The organism is Streptomyces sp. Tek67B01, assembly GCF_055231995.1.
In genome coordinates this window covers 165821-182709 of sequence record NZ_JBUYUY010000001.1, presented here as the reverse complement: position 1 = coordinate 182709, position 16889 = coordinate 165821, and the positions used below count along the sequence as shown (strand labels likewise).

Here is a 16889-nt window from a genome sequence, read left to right as displayed (position 1 = left end):
GTCGGGACCTTGCCCGATCGGGAACCCCAGCGGCCTGGGTGTGACTCAAAGCGCTCATGCCGTACGTGTGACTTCGACTGACAGGCCGTCCAGTGCCCCGCGACGACATGGCCACTCGCCTGCATGAGCGAACAGAGGTCGCTTCGCATCTTCTTCAGCAGCGGTATTAGTTGGGTGAGGTCGTTATGGTTTCCGCCGGTCAACGAGACGGCGAGTGGGATGTCCTGGCCGTCGACGATGAGGTGGTGCTTGCTGCCCGGCCGAGCACGGCCGACTGGGCTGGGTGCGCTTCTGGGCCGCCGAGCGGCCCGACATGGCTGGAGTCGATCACCGCCCGAGACCAGTGGATCTTTGCCGCCCGCAACATGGCGCTTAGAAAAGGCCAGTTCAGGAAGTGTGCTCCCCGCCGACGCGGGGTGGTCCGGCCCCGGGGCGCGGGGGGTGTCTCGATGTCCTTCGTCAAGGACGTGGTGTCGGGTATGGGGTTGTTTGGGGTGGTCATGCGGCGAGGGTGATGGTGGGATTTCGGGATTCGTAGAAGGTGCCGTCTCGGAGCATGGCGAACAGGACGCTGATGCGTTGGCGGGCGAGTCGCAGGAGTGCCTGGGTGTGGGTTTTGCCTCGTGCTCGTTGCCGGTCGCAGTAGGTGGGGGAGGGGCCGGGTCGGCGTTCATGCAGGCGAAGGCGGAGAGGAACATCGCGCGTTTGAGCTGCCGGTTTCCGCCTCGTGGCGCGTGTTCGCCGTGGATTGAGGTTCCGGACGATTTTGTCGTGGGGGCGAGGCCGGCGTAGGAGGCGAGGTGGGCGGCGCTGGGGAAGCCGGTGCCGTCGCCGACGGTGACCAGCATGGCTGCGGCGGTCCTGACTCCGACTCCGGGCATCGAGGTCAGGACCTGGTGAAGAGGGTGCGCCTCCAGCAGGGTGCTGATCTGGGCTTCGAGTGCCGGGCGTTGGTCGTGGACCGCGGGGGGCGATGCGGCCAGTGGCGGGATCACGATGTCGAGGGTGCCGGTTCCGGGAATGGTGACGGTCTGTTCGTCGAGGGCGTCGAAGACGTCGTCGATCAGCCGCTGAGCCATCCGCTGAGCCTTGGGGCGGATCAGCTCGACGAGCCTGCGTCGGCCGGCCGGCCTTGCGCAGGGCGGTCGGGGATCCGTAGCGCTCGAGGAGCCAGGGGGCGGCCGGGTGGTCCAGCCGGGGGCCGAGTACGCGTTCCAGTGACGGGTGGAACTGGGTGAGCAGGCCGAGTATCCGGTTGCTGGTGCGGGCCGCCTCGGCCGCGAGGTCCTGGTCGAAGCCGGTCAGCACTGTGAGCTCGGCGGTGATCTCGTCGGTCAGGTCCAGTGACCGCAGGGTGTGGGGCATCGTCCGGGCGGCGTCCGCGATCACCGCGGCGTCCTCTGCGTCGGCTTTATTGCCTCTCCCGGGTAGAGGTCGGCGATCCGTCGCATCGCGAGTCCGGGCAGGTATGCGACCTCGCAGCCCGCGTCGCGGGTGACGGTCGGGGGCAGGGTGCCGATGGACGCGGGCTGGTCCACGATCACCAGGACAGTGCCGTCGACGCATGGACGCGGGGGTTGGTATCGCCAAAATTCACGGGACTTTCCCGATTGGGGAAGTCCTGCTCAATCGAGGGTCAGTCTTGAACGATCTCGGCATCCTCGACGACTTCCCCGTCGACAACGTCGACGGGGAAGTCGTCGACCTTTACCTTGCCGAGGATGCGGCCAATACGACGAATGGCCCCTTGCTGCCGGTGGGCTTCCTCGCCGCTGCAGTGCTTGTGCGCGACCGGGTTCACGTACAGGTTCGGCTACACCGTGCTGGATCCCGTCATGGGAGCGGCCTCCCCCGGAGGATGCGGGGGAGGCCGATCTGTACAAGCGGTACACGCGGCGGCTGCGCGACGCTGGATGTGGCGGCCTGATGAAAGCGCCACATCCAGAACCTGGTGCTGTCAGAACCCGTCGTGGTGGTCGTCGTGGTGCTCGGCCTTGTAGCGGTCGTCCTTGTCGCCGTCGCTCTTGTTGATGCAGACGTTGCCGAAGGCCGGGTTGAGGGCGCCGACGACGTTGACGGTGTTGCCGCAGATGTTGACCGGGATGTGGATGGGCACCTGGACGACATTGCCGGACAGGACACCCGGGGAGCCGATGGCAGCGCCCTCGGCCTCGGCGTCGGCGGCGGCCATGCCGGCCCCGCCTGCCAGGAGAGCACCGGCGGCGGCGGTAACGGCCATGGCCTTGGTGAAACGCGACATCAAGATCTCCTTGATCTCTCAGTTGGACAATGCACCCCACAACCGCCCCAGCCGCCCGTCCGTCACGGGCAATGGGCCAAACCAGTGACCCGGCAACGTCCGACCGCCGAACCGGAGGTGCTTTGGATGGGGACGCGGACGCCACTACGAGAGGTGCGGCTGCGAATACACGAGGACGGGAACGTGCGGTGCAAATGCGACCACCGGGGCCTGGAGGCGTTCAGGATCGAGTCACCAGAAGTTGATGGGGCGGCTGGCGAGAAACAGTTCGTAGTCGACATGGGGAGCCAGCCTCTGGGCCTGCTCGTGGCTGAGGTGGCTGTTCATGCCGGGCAAGTGCGGGGTCCCCGGCTTGCGCTGTACTCCGATGTGGCGGATTCCGGGTCCGGCCGTGCGCTGAAACCACACCACTATCGTGGTGATGTCGCTCCACGGCACGAAAGCGAGTTGGCGGTCGTACCGCGCGGGAGCTCTACCGAGCAGCACTCCTTCCCCGTCAACCCGGAAGGCGACCCGCTTCTGCCACCCCTTGCCGCCAAGCACTTGGAACGGGGTGCGGGCGAAATGAGCCACGTACACGGGGGAGTTCTCATCAATCATCGGGTCCTCGTTGCGGCGAGTGGTTCTCGGGATTCGCAGGACGGGGCGAGTGTCTCCTGGGGGGCGCATGATCCACGAGGTGGTGTCGCGGGTGCTGGGAGTCACCGCGCGGGCAGGGACGGCGATGCCCTTCCGGATGGCCCTCACGGTGCACTTCACATTGCGGTAGCCGCCGGTGTATCCGAGGGTGAGTAACTCGCGATAGAGCTGCATCGAGCTGGTGCAACCTGTGTCCGTTGCCAACGAACTCAGCCCGCCGAAGAGCGCTGACCTGCGGCGACTAACTTCGTTGTCAAAACGGCGGCGTGGCGTCGTCCGTCCCGCCCCCAGCCCTGTGGCGACTGAGTTGGATGGCCGGTGCCGGCTGCGAACCGCTGTGACCCGTACCGAAGGTGATCGTTACTCAGCGAGTGAAGCCTGACCGGGCACTCTGGCTGGCCCGCGGGGAAGAGGGTGTTGCATGGCGACGTTATGTCGGCCTGCCGTGTCAGTTCCGGAGTACGTCATCACCATGGAGGAGACGCTTGAGCTCGTGCGCTCGCGCCATGCCGACTACCCCCAACTAGGCCTCTCGCTGCGCCTGATCGAGAACACCGGGGTACGGACCCGCCACCTGGTGCAACCGGTCGAAGAGACGCTCGCACACCCGGGCTTCGAAGAGCGCAATCGGCGCTACGCGGCAGAGGCCGAGGGTGGCGCCGCCGACCGGGAGCGCGGCCTGCTGGCCGGATTCGGGCCGGGCATCACCGCCGAGATGACACTGGGCCGCTGGAGCCGTACGCCGTGACCCTTCCCGAAGCAGACGCTACGACCACATCCGCCACATCCCCCACGGCCCCGCGGCCACCTGGCGGCCTGATCGTGCCGCCCCGCGGTGGCCGCACGCTGCGCACCGCCGCGCAGCAGGTGACGTTCAAGGTGACCGGCGAACAGTCGCGCAGCGCATCGAGCTTCGAGGTCGTCGTACCGCCCGGCTTCGACGTCGGCGCGCACCTCCACACCCGCAGCGAGGAGCTCTTCTACGTACTCGAAGGGGAACTCGACGTCCTCACCTTCGAGCCGCGCGCGCGGACTCCCGACTGCTGGCGCGGGTGGCGGTCCACACAAGGGGACCGCGTCGTCCGCGCCACACCCGGTACGGTCATCGTGGTCCCGCCGGGCTGCCCGCACGCGTTCGCCAATCGCACCGAAGCCCCGGCGAGGATGTTCTTCCAGTCGTCCCCGCCGCCGGACCACGAGCGGTATTTCGAGGAGCTCATGGACATCCTGTCCGCCGACGGACCCACCGACCACACCACCATCGCGGCCCTGCGCCGCCGCTACGACATCGAGCAGCTCACCCCGCTGCGCCACGACCGGCCGGAGAGGAGCCAGTGATGCGGGACACCGCTCCCCCCGTGTACGAGGCCGTCGACTTGGCGGCGCTGGACTTCGACCCGTTCCTCCGCGAGGCACTGCGGGAAGCGCCGGTCGTCCGGGTCCGGCTGCTGCACGGGACTCCTGGTGAGTGCTGGCTGGCGACGCGGCACGACGTGGTCCGGTTCGTCACCTCCGATCCCCGGTTCAGCCGGGACATCGTCGGCCGGCCGCTGCCGAGCATGAACAGGTACCTCGTGCCGCTGGACCGGGCGGTCAGCTTCGTGGATCCCCCCGACCACAGCCGGGTCCGTTCCGTGGTCTCCTCGGCGTTCAACCGCTCGGGCATGGCGGGGCTGCGTCCGCGCGCGCAGGCTGTCCTCGACGACCTGATCGACCGCATGGTGGCGTCGGGGCCGCCCGCGGACCTCCTACGGCAGGTGACCTCGCCGTTCCCCCTGCACGTCATCGGAGCGGTGCTGGGCGTGCCGGAGGCCGACCGGCCGCGGCTGCGCGTCTGGGCGGACACCGTGCTGACGAGGGCGACGGACGAGGCTGGCGTTGAGGGGGCCCGTCAGGCCAAGGAGGCCGCCCGCGCCTTGTTCCGCGAGCTGGACCGGGAGCGCCGGGCCCGGCCGCAGGCCGATCTCACGAACACGTTGGCAGCCGCGGTCGCGAGTGGCCGGATCGAGGAAGAGGAAATGCTCGCCCTGGCGGTGCTGATGGGGCTGAACGGCTGGCACGCCGTCCGCAATCACACCTCGAACATGATGTACGTACTCCTGACCGACGACAGCCTGATGAGCCGGCTACGGTCGGACCCGCGAGCCGTGCCGGCGGCCGTGGAGGAGCTGCTGCGCTGGATTCCGCACAAGCACGGAGTGGGACAGCCACGCGTCGCCACCGAGGACGTCGAAGTGGGCGGGGTCCGGATCCGCCGGGGCGAGGCCGTGTACGTCTCGTACGTGGCGGCCAACTGGGACGAGTCGTGCTACCCCGAGCCGGGCCGCATTGACATCGATCGCCAGGGCCGGCCCCACCTGGCCTTCGGCTACGGTCCCCACCACTGCGTGGCACCGTTGCTGGCCCGGCTGGAGGCGGAGCTGCTCCTGACCACGCTGGTCGAGCGGCTGCCGGACCTGCGGCTGGCCGTCGATCCCGGCGAAGTGGTCTGGCAGAAGGACGTGCTCATCCGCGGGCCGGTGGGACTGCCGGTGACCTGGTAGGCCCACGAGACGGAGCCGGGGCCGCAGACCGGCGCTCCGGCAGCGGCCGGCTGGCCGTACCGTGCGCAGGCCAGTGGTCGGTTCGTGCCCACCCCGTCCGTCCCAGCCGATACCGACACACAACGCCCCCAGCGTTATCACCCCTCACGACTGGATTCACTATCAGGGAAGTCGATTCGGCTGGGTTCGCTGTCAAAGCGCCTCGATTGAATGACAAGGGACAGCCTGCCTGGAAGCGGTGCTGCACGTGCTAGAAGAATGGTGATGGCGCTCTTTGATTCTCCCCAGGTGTCGCTCTTCAGGGGGCCAAACCGTGATCTTCCCGGCGTGTCGAACTCGTCCACGCAGTCCCGATGAGGGCGACATGGGCCCCGCAGCCTGAGGCGCCCCGGGTAGCCCCACAAGCGTCGGCCTCACCGGCACGACGCCACCGTCCATAAGCGCCGTGAATGAGCGGCGCGGGTGAAGCTGCGAAGGTACCGAGGGCCGTCCGACGCCCTCGTCGGCGCAGGTTGCGCAGGTGCCCTGGGCCCTGGCTCTGGGCTCGGGATTCGGGGGAGTGGCGGGGCCTTGTTGCGTCCGCCGGCGGAACCGCTGTTCGCCCAGGCCGCCGAGGCGATACCGGTCGTGCGCCGCATCGTCCCGACAGCCCGGAGCCAGGAGTTCGTGCAGGACGAAGCGATGTTCCGCAGCCATGGCGGGGCCGCAGGCGGTTGTGTGCCTGCGGCCCCGCTCGGGCGCTCGGGTCAGGACGGGTCGCCGTATTGGAGGCCGCGTCCGTTGGTGCCGATGTAGACGCGGCCGAAGGTGTCGGGGTCGCCGGTGATGACGCCGACGCCTCCGATGCCGCCCCACTGGTGCGCGTCGTCGTTGACGCGGAGCCAGGTGGCGCCCTTGTCGGTGGAGCGGAAGACGCCGGTGACGTTCTTGACGGTACCGATCATGTACAAGGCCTGGTAGGAGGCACCGGGTGCAGCCTTGCCGAAGCCGAGGGCGGAGGCGGACTGCACCGTGGTGAGCGTGGTGAAGGTGCGGCCGCCGTCGGTGGAGTGCAGCAGCCCCTTGGCACTGCCGGCGATCCACAGGTCCCCGGCGATGCCGGGGACGGCAGTGAGCCGGCCTGTGGGCAGGTTGGTGGCTCGGGCGGTGAAGGTCGCGCCGCCGTCGGTGCTGGCGTAGAGAGTGCCGCCGGCGAGTGAGTAGAAGGTCTTGGCCGAGGAGCGGTCGGCGACGGCCACGGCGTCGGTGCCCAGGCCGCCGACCCTCGACCAGCTCGCCCCCTTGTCGGTCGAGCGGTACGGGACCTGACCGGCCTCGGTCCAGACGATGGCGGAGCCGTCCGCCGAGAGCGCCACATGGCCGCTGTCGGCGCTGCCCGCCGGCTCCGACGCGAAGGCGTTCCAGGTACTGCCGCCGTCGGTGGAGTAGGCGCCGTCCTTCTCGGCGCCACGGCCGACGCGGACCATCACCGCGGGGTTGGACTGGGCGAAATCGATGTCGGTGCTGTTGGTCAACAGCGGGTTCTTCAGTTGCCCGGTGGGCTCCTTGGTCAGGGAGTCGTGGCGGAAACCGCCCTGGTCACCCATGGAGGTGATGAGAGTGGCACCGCCGGGTGGGGCGATCGCGTCCGCCAGCGCGGTCTCCTCCAGCCCCCGCGCCCCCACCGCCCAGTGGCTGGTACCGCCGCTGTCGGTGGCGGAGGCGTCCTTGCTGCGCCAGATGCCGCTGCCGGTGCCATACAGCATGTGCCCGGAGTTGAAGGGATCGATGGCCAGGGCGGTCATCCAGTGGCCGATGCCGGTACCGACGTAGGGAGCGCCGGAGGCGTCCCGCTCCGATTTCGCGGCCTGAGCCTTCCAGGTCGTGCCGCCGTCGGTGGTCCGGTAGATCTCGTCCTGCGGCCACCAGCGGTCGAGGGTGGTGACCATCACCGTGGAGGGCTTCTGTGGGTCGACGGCCAGGCCGGAGAACCCGTAGTTGCCCTGGGACGGGGAGACGTTCTTCCACGCCCCGTCGGCAGGCGTGTGCTTCCACACCGAGCCCGCCGTCACGCCGTTGGGTCCGAGGGCGGTGGTGTACGTCAGGTACAGCGAGCCGTCACCGGAGAGCACGCCGTGCTGCGGCATCTGGCCGGTGGGTTGCCCGGAGACGGCCTGCCAGGTGCTGCCGCCGTCGGTGGAGCGGTACAGGGAGGTGGACGTGTCGGCGACGCCGACGTAGATCGTCTTGCTGCCGGCCGGGCCGTACGTCACGAAGGAGATGCCCGCGCCGCTGCTCGCCCCGCCCTTGACGGGGAAGGAGGGAACCTGGCTCCATGTCGCGCCGTGGTCGGTGCTGCGCCACAGGCCGTTCTTGCGGGTGCCCAGGAGCAGGGTGCCGTTGTCCGCGGGGTTGATCGCCAGTCGTTCGCCCGCCCCTCGGCCGTCCTCGTTGCCTCCCAGTTTGAACGGCAGGTCGGAGCGCTGGAAGGTGCGGCCCCGGTCATTGGAGCGCAGGATCGCGCCATTGCCGGCCCAGTCGTTGGTGTAGGTACCCGTCGCGAGGTACAGCCGGCCCGGGTCGACGGGGTCGGTGGCCAGTGCGTCGATGCCCAGCAGGTTCCAGTCCTTCTCGCCGAGCCAGTCGGTCAGCGGGATCCATTGTTCGGCCGCGCTGTCCCAGCGGTAGGCGCCGCCCATGTCGGTGCGCGCGTACAGCAGACCCTTCTCCCGCGGGTTGAACACCAGCCCGGTGACGTAACCGCCGCCCACCACCTGGGCGTTCTTCCACGCGTACGGTCCGGCCCCGGATGCCTGGGTCCCGGCCGTTCTCACTAGCTTCCACTGCTGGTTGGTGCTGCGAGTGCCGTGGTACTGGATGACTGCCCCGGCGTCGGCCGTGGAGCCTCCGGAGACGTCCAGGACCTGACCGCTCCTGCGGGAGGTGAGGATGACGGCGTCGGAACCGCTCATCTCGTCGATCCGCCATTGCTGGGAGGTGGAGGAACTGTCGGTCTGCTGCTCGGCGGCGGCCCCTTGGGCGATCGAATCACCTGCTATGCCCAGCACTTTCCCGCTGTTGCGGTTCACCAGCTCGTAGTAGCCGTCCCCGGTGGAGCGCAGCTTCCACTGCTGGTTGGCGGTGTTCTGGTCGGTCCACTGCTGGATGCGGGTGCCGTCGGCGGTGGAGAAGGCGTTGACGTCCAGCGCCTTGCCGCTGCGTACGGAGATCAGCCGGTAGTAGGCATCGCCGTCGACCGTCGCGGCTTGCGAGTCCTCCTGTATGAACAGGAGATACGGCACGAGGACGGCGGGCACACCGAGCAGCAGTCCGGTCGCGGTCCAGCGACGGCGGTGTCGCCCGCGGCGTCCGTCGTTCGTGGGGTTCTTCATAGGGAGGGTTCTCCTTGCATGTCCCCGTGGATCGGGTGGGTCAGCGCTGCAGGGTGAGGACACCCGGCCGGTACGGCAGCTGGTCGTAGGGGCCGCCCGCGGGGGACTTGCCCTGGTAGAGGAATTGCAGGTTGCAGGGGTCGATGGTCATGGTCTGGTCGGGGTTGTTGCGGACCAGGTCACCGTGGCTGATGTCGTTGGTCCAGGTGGCACCGCTGTTGGCCTTGCCCGCGAAGGGGTTGCTCTCGCTGCCGGCCTGTGGGGTCCACGAACCGCTCAGGTTGGAGGCCGTGAACGAGCGGAAGTAGCGGGCCTGGTTCGCACCCTTCGCCTCGACGATCATGAGGTACTGGTTCTGGCCCTGGATCTTGTAGACCTGCGGCGCCTCGAACAGGTTGTCCGGGGTGTCGCTCATGATCGTCGTGTACGAGGAGCCGAAGTTGCCCGGAAAGTTCCCGATCGGCATGCTCGCCCGGTAGATCTTGCCGTTGTCACCGGCGAAGAACAGGTACATGTTCTTCTCATCTGCGATCAGGGTCTGGTCGATCGGGCCGGTGGGGGAGTCGGTGCGGGGGATGCTTCCGGTGAACAGCGGCTGCGGCGCGGACCAGCCGTTGGGGTTCGTCGGGTCGCTCGACGTCCGGTAGATGAAGGGCCACGGACCCCACTGGTATGCCAGCACCCAGATCCTCTTGGGCGCGAAGTAGAACAGCGTGGGAGCCACCGCGGCCTGCTTCATGCCGGTCTGGCCGGCCGACGCCATGTCCGACCAGTTGGAGAAGGGAGTGAACATCATCGAGCCGTACGACGATCCCGAGAAGTTCGACCCGTAGACCAGGTGCTTGCCGTTGTACGTCACGGTGGTGAAGTCCTTCAGCGAGGCCCATCCGTTCGCCGGCTGCGCCAGCGCACCCGTCGATGTCCATCGGTACCTCGACGGAAGAGCACACGTGCCGCCCGCCGGCGCGGGCGTTGTCGGGGCCGACGTGCCGGACAGGCCGGTCCACTTCTGGTTGCCGCCGGACCAGCAGGAGTGCAGCTGGATCTTGGTGCGGTTGGCGGTGGCCGCGCCGACGGCATCGAGGCACAGCCCGGACTGGGCTCCGGTGATCGTGCCGTTGGTGTTGATGTTCCACTGCTGGCCGGGGCCGCCGTTGCAGTCCCAGATGACCACCGCGGTGCCGTTGCCGGTGCCGTCGGCCATGGCGCTCAGGCACTTGTTGCCGTAGATCATCAGCTGCTTGCCGGAGGTGTAGGTCCAGCGCTGGTTCGTCTGCCCGTTGCAGTCCCACAGCTGCGCCTGCGTGCCGTTGACGGTGGTGGAGTCGTTGATGTCGATACAACGACCGGAGGCGACGCCCTTGATTGCCGCGGTACCGGCCCCGCCGGTGGCACCGGGGGCGGCCTTGAGGGTGTTCACGACGGCGGTATAGGCGGCCTTGGGGTTGCCGTTGTTGTCGAACAGCAGGGGGCTTTCGCCGCTGCGCCAGGAGTCGCTGTCGCGGATGCCCCATACAGTGATGCCGGTACACCGAGCGACGGCCAGGCAGGCCTTGACGGTGTTGGCGTAGTGCGTTGACGACGCCTGGGCGATGTCCAGCTCGGTGATCTGGACGTCAACGCCCAGGGCGGCGAAGTTGGACAAGGTGGTCTGGAAGCTGGACGGCGGCCCGCCGGTGCCGAAGTGGCTCTGGAACCCGACGCAGTCGATGGGCACGCCGCGGGACTTGAAGTCCTTGACCATGCTGTAGACGCCCTGGGTCTTGGCGTCCGACCAGTTCTCGATGTTGTAGTCGTTGTAGCAGAGCTTGGCCGAGGAATCGGCCGCGCGGGCGGTGCGGAACGCTTCCTCGATGAAGCCGTTGCCCAGCACGTTCTGGAACACCGAGCTGCGGTGTTGGGTGGAGCCGTCGGCGAACGCCTCGTTGACCACGTCCCAGGCGTAGATCTTGCCCTTGTAGTGGGTCATCTCGGTGGTGATGTGGTTGTTCATCACGTTGCGCAGCGTGTTCGCATCGCCGATGGAGCTGACCCAGGACGGGAGCTGCGAGTGCCAGACCGTGGTGTGGCCGCGCATGCGCTGACCGTGTGCCATCGCATGGTTGACGATCCGGTCGGCGGGGCCGAAGTTGAAGTTGCCGCGGGACGGTTCGATGGCGTCCCACTTCATCTCGTTCTCCGGGGTGATCATGTTGAACTCCCGGTCCGCTATCGCGGCGTACGTCGAGTCGCCCAGCCTGCCGGCGGCCACAGCGGTGCCGAAGTACCTGCCCGAAGGCGCCGCCTGCGTACCCAGGGGTGTTGTGGCTCCGGCAGAGCTGGGGAGAAGCGTCACGACACCGGCCACCAGCGCCGCGGCCGACAGTCCTATCGTCAAGTTCCGGCGCCGCCGGCCGAGTCGGTGCATGCCCTTCATGATTCTCCTCGGGGTTCGCGGGTCACCTTGGGTGCCGTGATCGTGCGCGCATCGGCCGGTACGGCCTGATCCCCTGCGGGATGGGTGCGGTGCAGGACGTAGGGCCGCTCCCGCGTACCGGACGGCCGGGGTGAGTGGGTGTGTCGCGTCATTGGACGGGCTTTCTTCAGGAGATGCGTCGACGGTGGAAGTCGGGGGACCTGCCACGCCGGCTCATCAAGGTGAGCGGAGGGAAGGACACCCCATGAAATGGAGGCTTCCGAACTCGCGTTCTCGTAACGGAAATCTCGCGCTGTCCGGACGATTGCTCAGTGAGGCATCTCGCAGGCAGAAAGTGTTATGACAAGCCCTACGGTCTGGTCGCGCCCGTGGAAGGGGTGTCCGCCCTGATCATCAGTGAAGGGCTTTGGAGTGGTACCGGCGGCGGTTGCGGCGATCGGTCCTTCAAGCCGGTCACGGCGAGGCGGCCGTCGATGAATGCAGATCGAAGCCGGGCTCGGCCCGGCCCGGCGCTCACTGCCGGGTCTAGAACGCCCTGGTGCTGGATCCTGGCGCGGGGTCGCCGGCTGTCACTGCGCGGTTCGGTGCGGAATGCTCAAGGAGCGGTGCTCAACCCCGGCCCGTGCGCACGATGAAGGAAGCCTGGCCGGCGAAGGCCCGCGTGCCGTCCGAGCCATCGAGCCAGATGCCGCCGTCGCGGTGGCGGAGGACCGATCCGGGATAGTTGTGCGCGTGCAGGGTTACCGACCCGGTGGCCGCCGCGGGGCGCGGACAGAAGGTGGCGTCTTCACGGAACAGTTCGCTGCCGTCGTTGGTGCTCAGCTGTAGGCGCAGGTCACGATGGCGTAGATAGCGGCCGTCGGCTGCCCGGAAGGTGACGCATCCTGTGTCGGCCAGCCCCCGGATGACCGTGAAGGTGACACGCTGCCGTGTCTGCGCGCTGCTGGACGCGGAGAGGCGGCCGAGCGTCGCGAAGTCGTCGGCATACGTGAGGTACAGGCCGGGTTCGTCCACGGACTCCAGCGACTGAGCGCCCAGCGGAACAGTGCCTGCGACGGCGGACGGACTCACCGGGGAGGGTCCGGCCGACGACGTGGTGGTGCGCGACGGGACCGGCGTGGGATTGCCGAACGTGGGGGCGGCGGTGACGCCGGGCACCCGATGCTCCGGTTCGGGCCAGGTCGCGTAGGTGGCGGTCCCGGCGACGAGCACCGCGCAGGTGGCGAGGCTCACCACCGGATGAGCGGCCACCGCGTGCATTTTGCCGATCAACGAGCTGTGCAGAGTGCCTCCACCCGTCGCCGTGCCGACGGCGGCGGGTGCCATGGCGAGCCCGGCAGAACTCGCGGCCGTACCCGACAGCAGGCCCTTGGCGGCCAACGCGGCAATGAGTCCGGTCGGGACGGCCAGCGTCGTGAGGGCGAGGGGCAGCAGTTCGGCAGGCACCTGTTCTGTCGTCGTCGCCATGCAGACGGGGCAGTCACGGGTGTGTCGCGCGATTCGCTTGCGCCACACCGATGCACGGAGACCGCCCCAGCCCGCGACGGTCTCGTCCAACTGCGGGCAGCGCGGGTCGGCCTCCAGCGCGGCGACGATCGTCCGGCACAATTCCAGCTGCTCGCGCATGCGTTGCAGACGCACTCCGGCGTGGGCGACCGTGAGCCCCATCGCGGCGGCGATGTCGTCACGGCTCAGCAAGCCGGCGCATTCCTGCCACCACAGTGACAGCAACATCCGATGGTCCGGGTCGAGCCACCGGCCGGCTTCGACAACCCGGCGGCGCTCGTCCGACACGTGCAGACGCAGGATCGTCACGTCCTCGGGTTCGGCGCCGACATCCGGTATCCGGAGTGCCTCGTCGATGACCGTGGTCCGGCCGGCGAAGTCGCGTTGCCTCTGCCAGTGCGTATTGATCTGGCGGAGCGTGACCGACACCAGCCAGGAGCGGAAGCTCTCGGGGGCGCGTAGGGCAGGCAGGTCGCGCACCACGCGCAGCAGGGTTTCCTGGACGACGTCGTCGACGTCGGCGTGTCCGCTCAGCGCTCGCCGGACGATGTTGTAGACCAACGGCAGGTAGGTGGCGATCAGCTCCTCGCGCGCTCGATCGTCACCAGCCTGCGCCGCGACGACCAGCCCCGCGTGGTCCGCATCCATGAGCCCCATTCCCAACCTTTGCAAGGGAGCGATCCGCCGAGTACGACGCCACACCCTAACGGCGGCGAAGATATGCGCCCAAAGCCTGTGCCCTGCGTCAATGGACCGGCCCGTGCCGACTTGGAGGGCCCGGTACGGCGGGTGCGGTCGCGGGCGGCCAATTGGCGGCGGCCCATTCAAGCCGACGATCTCGGAAGGAGACAACTCCGGCCCCGGACCGCCTGCTTGAAGGGCGCGCCGTGATCACGCCGCTGGGGGCTCCGAGCGCCAGTCTGACCGGCTTGGGGGAGATTTTGGATGCTTCACCTGCGGCTGCGGCTGCGGCTGCGGCTGCGGCTGCGGCTGCGACGCAGGAGCAGGAAGACCACGAACGCCGCAGCTGCGGCGAGTAGCGGGGTGCGGTTGGTCCGGGCCATGGCCACGGCGGTTGCCACCGTATCGCGGAGCTGGTCGGGGGCCTTCTCGGCGGCGAGGTGCCCGGCGTGGGTCGCGCCGTCGCGCACCTGGGCCGCGGCGCGGGCTGCCTTGTCGAGGACCGGATCCGGTGTCTTGTCCTTGACCAGCCGAGCGGCCTGCGCCGCCTTTTCCCGGAGCTGCTCGGTGGCGAGTGTGGCCTTCTCGGCCGCCTGCTCCTTGATCTCGGCTGCCTTCTCTTGGGCTTGGGCTTTGACGTCGGCCTTGGCCGCCAGCGCCTCCACGGTTTTCCCGAGTTCCTCGCGGGTGTTCTCGACCTGCTCGCGCAACTCTTCGGTAGACGGCGTGGATCCCGCGCCGTGGGAGTGGTCGGTCATCGGTGTGCCTTCTCCTTGATCTCGGCCACGTCGGCCTTGATGCTGTCGATGGTCTGCTCAGGCGCGGGGGTGCCGGCCCTGGTGATCTGTTTCTTCCCACTTGCCGCCAGTACCGCGGCTACGGCCGCCAACAGGGCGGCGATGATGAGGGCCGAGGCCCAGACGGGCAGGAGCAGGGCCAGAGCAGCGATCGCGGCGCCCACCAAGGCTTGGGCGGCCAGGATGCCGAGGAGGCCGGCGCTGCCGAACAGGCCGCCGCCCACGCCGAAGCGTTTGCCCTTCTCGGTCATCTCCGCCCGGGCCAGCTGCATCTCTTCCCGGACGAGTTGCGAGATCTGTTGCGACGCCCGTGAGACGAGGTCGCCCACCGACTCGCCGGCACTGCTGTGGCCTGGGCTGCTTTCGTCAACGTTCATACCGTCCTCACCTTCCTCGACCTGCTCGTCTGAAGCCTTTCCCATCAGGATGACGGCCCCCGGCCTTCATTCCTCGGTTGCCGCACCGGTCAGCGGGAGCGCAGTACTACCAGTGGGGTCACGACGCGCATACCCCGCAACGTGCCGGTCACCCGACGGTCACTCACAGGCATTCCCACCGCTGCTTGGCGGTCGCGACGCCGATTGGCGCTGCAGGCGGCGACGTCGGCGGGTAGGGGGGCGCCGCTGTGCATCCGCCCTACCGCCGTCGGCACCGTCGGCGCGCCGCACGCGGCATCCGCCCACGGCCACGAGAGGCAGGCTGGGCACGTCGAACGCCGCGGCGGCGGCCGTGCGCTTGGAGTGGTAAGGAGGAGCTGGCGGGTCGGTCCTCGACATCACTATGCGGAACCTACTTCGTGGGGGTGGGGCACTCGACGCGCTATTTCGCGACCGCGTTCGACAGCGACTTCACCGCCGTGCCCGAGGTGCCGGCAGCCGCAGCCGTGCGCCCCGCCGGCGGTTATCCACGCTCATGGTGGGGGTTGACACCTCTTCCTGATCGTTTGTGACGAGACGCTGAATCCGTTCAGAACAGTGTGTCGTCAGCGCAGGGTCGTGCCGGAGTTGTCGTCGCTCTGCCGCGAGATGTGCAGGGCCGTGGTGGCGGTGGTCCTGACGTGGGTGAGGTGGTGCTTGAAGCGGTTGTCGTTGTCGTCCTCGGTGATCTCGATCCGGTTGCCGAGGTCGCGGTCGCGGGCGTGGACGCGGATCCGGCGAGGCCGGCCGGTGTAGGGGGCGAGGGAGGGCAAGTCTCCCCGTGGTTGCGGTCGATGATCCACGCGTCCGTGCCGGGCAGGTGCAAGCCGGCTTCGACGATTGCCCAGTTTTCCGCACATGCCGCCGAAGGCGGGGGATAGGAAGTCGCCGACACCACGTCCTGTCGCCTGCGTCCGCAGCTCGCGTGGGCCCCGGATCCGGGAACGGTGGGCCCCGAGCCCGTGCTCGTGTACTTCCGGATGACGTCGGTGAGGCATTGGCGTGTGCTCGCGGGACTCAGCGCCAGTGCCTGCAGGTGCGCGTACATGTCCTGGTAGGCCTCTACGTCGGAACGTTTCTCCATGTACAGGTTGTTGGTGAACCTCTCCTGATACACCACGCCGGGTTCGGAGGTATTGGCGAACTCAAACATCGAGAACTGCCCGGAGACTCCGGGATGTGCTCCCGCAGAGTGCGGGAGCACCTGCATCGTGATGTGTGGCTGTGTGCTCATGTAGGTCAGGTGCTCCAGCTGGTCGCGCATGACCTCGCGGCTGTCGACGACGCGCCACAGCACCGACTCGTCGAGCACGACCCACAAGCGCAGTGGGCGGTCCGAGGCTTTCGCGATCCGGTCCTGGCGGCGCAGGCGTGCCTGTAGACGCGCGGCCGCCTGTTCGGTGGTGGGGAGCGGGAGCGTCGCCGCGATGAGAGCACGGGCGTAGGCGGGCGTTTGCAGCAGGCCCGGTACTACCAGCGGCTCGTACGAGCGGACCGACGCGGCTTCGTCCTCCAGGCCGATGTAGGAGCTGTCGGGAATGTCGCCGTACGTGCTCCACCAGCCTTCCTGGCGGGACTCCTTGGCCATCTCCATCAGCGAGTCGACCATCTTCCGGTCCCGGACGCCGTAGAGCGCGCACAAATCACGGACATCGCGTGGGTTGATGCGACGGTGGCCGTTCTCCAGGAGGCTGAGCTTGGGCTGGGAGACCAGCAGATGCGTGGCGGCCTGTTGCATCTTCAGGCCGCTGGCTTCCCGGAGTCGGCGCAGCTCCGCTCCGAGCCGGCGCCTTCTGATAGTGGGATTGACGTACGCCGTCACGGAACTGCTACCTCCACTCGAGTTCTGCCGGTCAGCAGATTGCCACGGCCTAAGGGGTACGGATCCCCTATCTGGCCCCGTGTCGTGGGTGCATTTCCGTCGTACCGCAGAGGGGTCGATGGCGGCCGTAGCTGCACGGCCCCCTGTCCACAGCCCTTGTTCGGTCGCCCCCTTGGGGGTGCGACGCGGAGCACGCTCATCGAGCTGTCGGAAATTCCTCCCAAGCTATTTTGTTGGCAGTCGTATTTTCCATCGGGCCAAATGGTTGAATGTCCGAATCACCTGAACGATTCACATTTCGATGCGCATTACTTCGAAATATGCCAGTGAAAATGGAAGCGTCCGTACGACGGGGAACTTCCCCCTACGCCACCACTCAGGAGTTGGCCCCTCGATGACGCCGAACATCTCTCACATGCCTCAATGGCGCAGAGCGCC

Annotated in this window: 11 protein-coding genes and 3 pseudogenes; 3 read left to right on the top strand and 11 right to left on the bottom strand. The window is 68.1% G+C overall.

Annotated elements, in window-relative coordinates:
- Window positions 1-155: 155 nt before the first annotated feature.
- From ACV7NM_RS00945 to ACV7NM_RS00925, 5 genes and pseudogenes are all read right to left on the bottom strand, one after another.
- Window positions 156-385, bottom strand: a pseudogene (locus ACV7NM_RS00945) (transposase); the annotation flags it as partial.
- 113 nt (window positions 386-498) lie between these two features.
- A pseudogene (locus ACV7NM_RS00940) lies at window positions 499-1556 on the bottom strand (IS110 family RNA-guided transposase); the annotation flags it as partial.
- 80 nt (window positions 1557-1636) lie between these two features.
- On the bottom strand, window positions 1637-1801 hold the full coding sequence (locus tag ACV7NM_RS00935) for a hypothetical protein (RefSeq protein ID WP_463408385.1): 165 nt from the start codon (window positions 1799-1801) through the stop codon (window positions 1637-1639).
- Window positions 1802-1957: 156 nt separating this feature from the next.
- A complete protein-coding gene (locus ACV7NM_RS00930) occupies window positions 1958-2260 on the bottom strand; it encodes a chaplin (RefSeq protein WP_463408384.1) in 303 nt (100 codons plus the stop codon).
- A 231-nt stretch (window positions 2261-2491) separates the two neighbouring features.
- The gene (locus ACV7NM_RS00925; protein ID WP_463408383.1) at window positions 2492-2860 is read right to left on the bottom strand and encodes a hypothetical protein; all 369 of its coding nucleotides are present in this window, start codon (window positions 2858-2860) and stop codon (window positions 2492-2494) included.
- A 460-nt stretch (window positions 2861-3320) separates the two neighbouring features.
- On the opposite strand from ACV7NM_RS00925, the pseudogene ACV7NM_RS00920 reads away from it, so the two are divergent.
- The 3 genes and pseudogenes from ACV7NM_RS00920 to ACV7NM_RS00910 all read left to right on the top strand — a co-directional run.
- Window positions 3321-3551 (top strand): annotated as a pseudogene (locus ACV7NM_RS00920) (type III polyketide synthase); the annotation flags it as partial.
- A 164-nt stretch (window positions 3552-3715) separates the two neighbouring features.
- Window positions 3716-4237, top strand: coding sequence for a cupin domain-containing protein (locus tag ACV7NM_RS00915; RefSeq protein WP_463413799.1), 522 nt, complete (start codon window positions 3716-3718; stop codon window positions 4235-4237).
- Window positions 4237-5442, top strand: a complete 1206-nt coding sequence (locus ACV7NM_RS00910) for a cytochrome P450 (RefSeq protein ID WP_463408382.1) — start codon at window positions 4237-4239, stop codon at window positions 5440-5442. Before ACV7NM_RS00915 ends, ACV7NM_RS00910 begins: the two co-directional genes overlap by 1 nt.
- A 746-nt stretch (window positions 5443-6188) precedes the next feature.
- On the opposite strand, the gene ACV7NM_RS00905 is transcribed toward ACV7NM_RS00910, so the two are convergent.
- The 6 genes from ACV7NM_RS00905 to ACV7NM_RS00880 all read right to left on the bottom strand — a co-directional run bounded on the left by ACV7NM_RS00905 (window position 6189) and on the right by ACV7NM_RS00880 (window position 16451).
- A complete protein-coding gene (locus tag ACV7NM_RS00905; protein ID WP_463408381.1) occupies window positions 6189-8813 on the bottom strand; it encodes an RICIN domain-containing protein in 2625 nt (874 codons plus the stop codon).
- Between the two features lie 40 nt (window positions 8814-8853).
- Window positions 8854-11229 (bottom strand): non-reducing end alpha-L-arabinofuranosidase family hydrolase, encoded by a 2376-nt coding sequence (locus ACV7NM_RS00900; protein ID WP_463408380.1) that lies wholly within the window; start codon window positions 11227-11229, stop codon window positions 8854-8856.
- A 609-nt stretch (window positions 11230-11838) separates the two neighbouring features.
- Entirely contained in the window at window positions 11839-13383 is a 1545-nt protein-coding gene (locus ACV7NM_RS00895; protein WP_463408379.1) for a sigma-70 family RNA polymerase sigma factor, read from the bottom strand.
- Window positions 13384-13685: 302 nt separating this feature from the next.
- Window positions 13686-14174, bottom strand: coding sequence for a DUF3618 domain-containing protein (locus tag ACV7NM_RS00890; RefSeq protein WP_463408378.1), 489 nt, complete (start codon window positions 14172-14174; stop codon window positions 13686-13688).
- Complete coding sequence (locus ACV7NM_RS00885) at window positions 14171-14590, bottom strand: phage holin family protein (RefSeq protein WP_463408377.1); 420 nt, start codon at window positions 14588-14590, stop codon at window positions 14171-14173. The genes ACV7NM_RS00890 and ACV7NM_RS00885 overlap by 4 nt, the downstream gene beginning before the upstream one ends.
- A gap of 589 nt (window positions 14591-15179) precedes the next feature.
- Window positions 15180-16451: a helix-turn-helix domain-containing protein gene (locus ACV7NM_RS00880; protein ID WP_463408376.1), complete on the bottom strand. Its 1272-nt coding sequence runs from the start codon at window positions 16449-16451 to the stop codon at window positions 15180-15182.
- Window positions 16452-16889 lie beyond the last annotated feature (438 nt).